Annotated in this window: 1 pseudogene; it reads left to right on the top strand. The window is 43.8% G+C overall.

The features are described 5' to 3' along the window. Positions 1-189: 189 nt before the first annotated feature. Positions 190-1,568 (top strand): annotated as a pseudogene (locus ACFIKE_RS10330) (hypothetical protein); the annotation flags it as partial.

Genomic DNA, 1,568 nt, shown 5'->3' with positions numbered 1-1,568 from the left:
TCGTTTTGTATTCGGGGGGAGGATTTGTGCATGCGCCGCTTAATGGCGTTTTTGATTTACTGAAAGCCGCTTTGAAAGCCGATCTTGATGGATCGTTAAAAGATTTAGAGAAGCGCTTAGAGACTTTAAGCGAAGAGTTTGAAGATTTGAAAGAGTGTTCATTTTAGGTTTAATGGAGGAATAAAGCATATGAAAATCCCCGATCATAGTCATGAGTATTTGATACCAATAGCCACGAAAGAGGAAATCAGAGAAGGAACTTCGCAAGATAGCGTTGTTGTTCCTAAGATTTTAGGGACGGCATCTTTGTATTCGTATGAAACCTTTGCGCCGTTAGAGCAGGTTGTTAATGCAAGGCAAGAGTCTGAAAAATCCATGGCGCGTGCAAATAGTGCGCAACAGGTTGCAGAGGAATCGAAAAGGGTTTCTGATCAAGCGCTTACAGAGGTGACGAAAACGGGTGAAGCGGTTACAGCAGCTACGACAACCGCTAATCTTGCAAAAGATACAGCGGATACAGCCAAGGGATTAGCAGAAGAATCCAAGAGTGCATCTGATGCCGCCAAGCAAATGGCAGAAGAGGCAAAAGCTCTTTCAGAACAATCCAAGAATGCTTGTGCTGAAGTCAAGGAATCTGTTGCAACTGTTAAGATAGTTGCCGAATCGGCGCAAACAGGAGTGGAACAAGCCTCGCAAACAGCTTCAGAAGCGAAGGGTTTGGCGGAATCGGCGAAAAGTGCAGCAGAGAGTGTAACAGAGAAAGTAGATCAAGCACTAAGAGAGGCTAGCGATGCAAAATCTAAAGCAGAAGGCTTAGAAACAATAGCCAATGAAGCAAAATCCACGAGTGATCATGCAAGCCAAACCGCCTCTAGTTCTAAAAGTTTAGCAGAAGAAGCCAAGGAAGTAGCCGATAGAGCCCAGTCGACAGCGGAAGAAGCGAAGAATATTGCGGAGCAAGCAAAAGAAGAAGCTGATACGACGAAGCAAGGGCTTGGAGAGGTCAAGAGTTCATTAGACACGGTGACCGCAACGACAAATTCTGCAAATACAGCCGCCTCTGAGGCAAAAGTGTTAGCGGAAGAAGCGAAGAGTGCATTGACAGAAGTTCAAGAGAAGGCACAGAGGAACAGTAACAGTCTTTCTGAACTTCAAGGTAAGGTAGGTTCTCTTTCCACTTATTTTTTAGAGAATGTGCGTTTTGATCAGCCTCACAGAATTCTGGAAGCCGATCCGAAAAATAGAAAAGGTCTTGTGATTAATGAAGGGGCATGTTTTCGCTTTTATCGTGGTGGTGAGAAGGGGGATAGCTCCATCTTTTACCGCATTCCAATGCGTGGAAGTGCGTCTTTTGAAGAAAATATTGAAGCAGGAAAGGATTATTATATATATATCGTCATAAAAAATCAGACGACTGAGATATCCTTTGAAATTTCGGAAAATCCGACGGCTCCTGATGGCTATACAGAGAATAATTCTGGAAAGATTGGTGGATTTCATACGCTATGTGCGGATGTTGGTGAGATTGAAGGTCATCTCTTATCGGGTTATCAAGCAGGGGATATTTT

Source organism: Bartonella sp. MU70NMGDW, from assembly GCF_042194085.1.
GTDB classification, from domain to species: domain Bacteria; phylum Pseudomonadota; class Alphaproteobacteria; order Rhizobiales; family Rhizobiaceae; genus Bartonella; species Bartonella grahamii.
The sequence above is the reverse complement of the archived record's forward strand: the minus strand, read 5'-3'. Positions and strand labels throughout refer to the sequence as shown.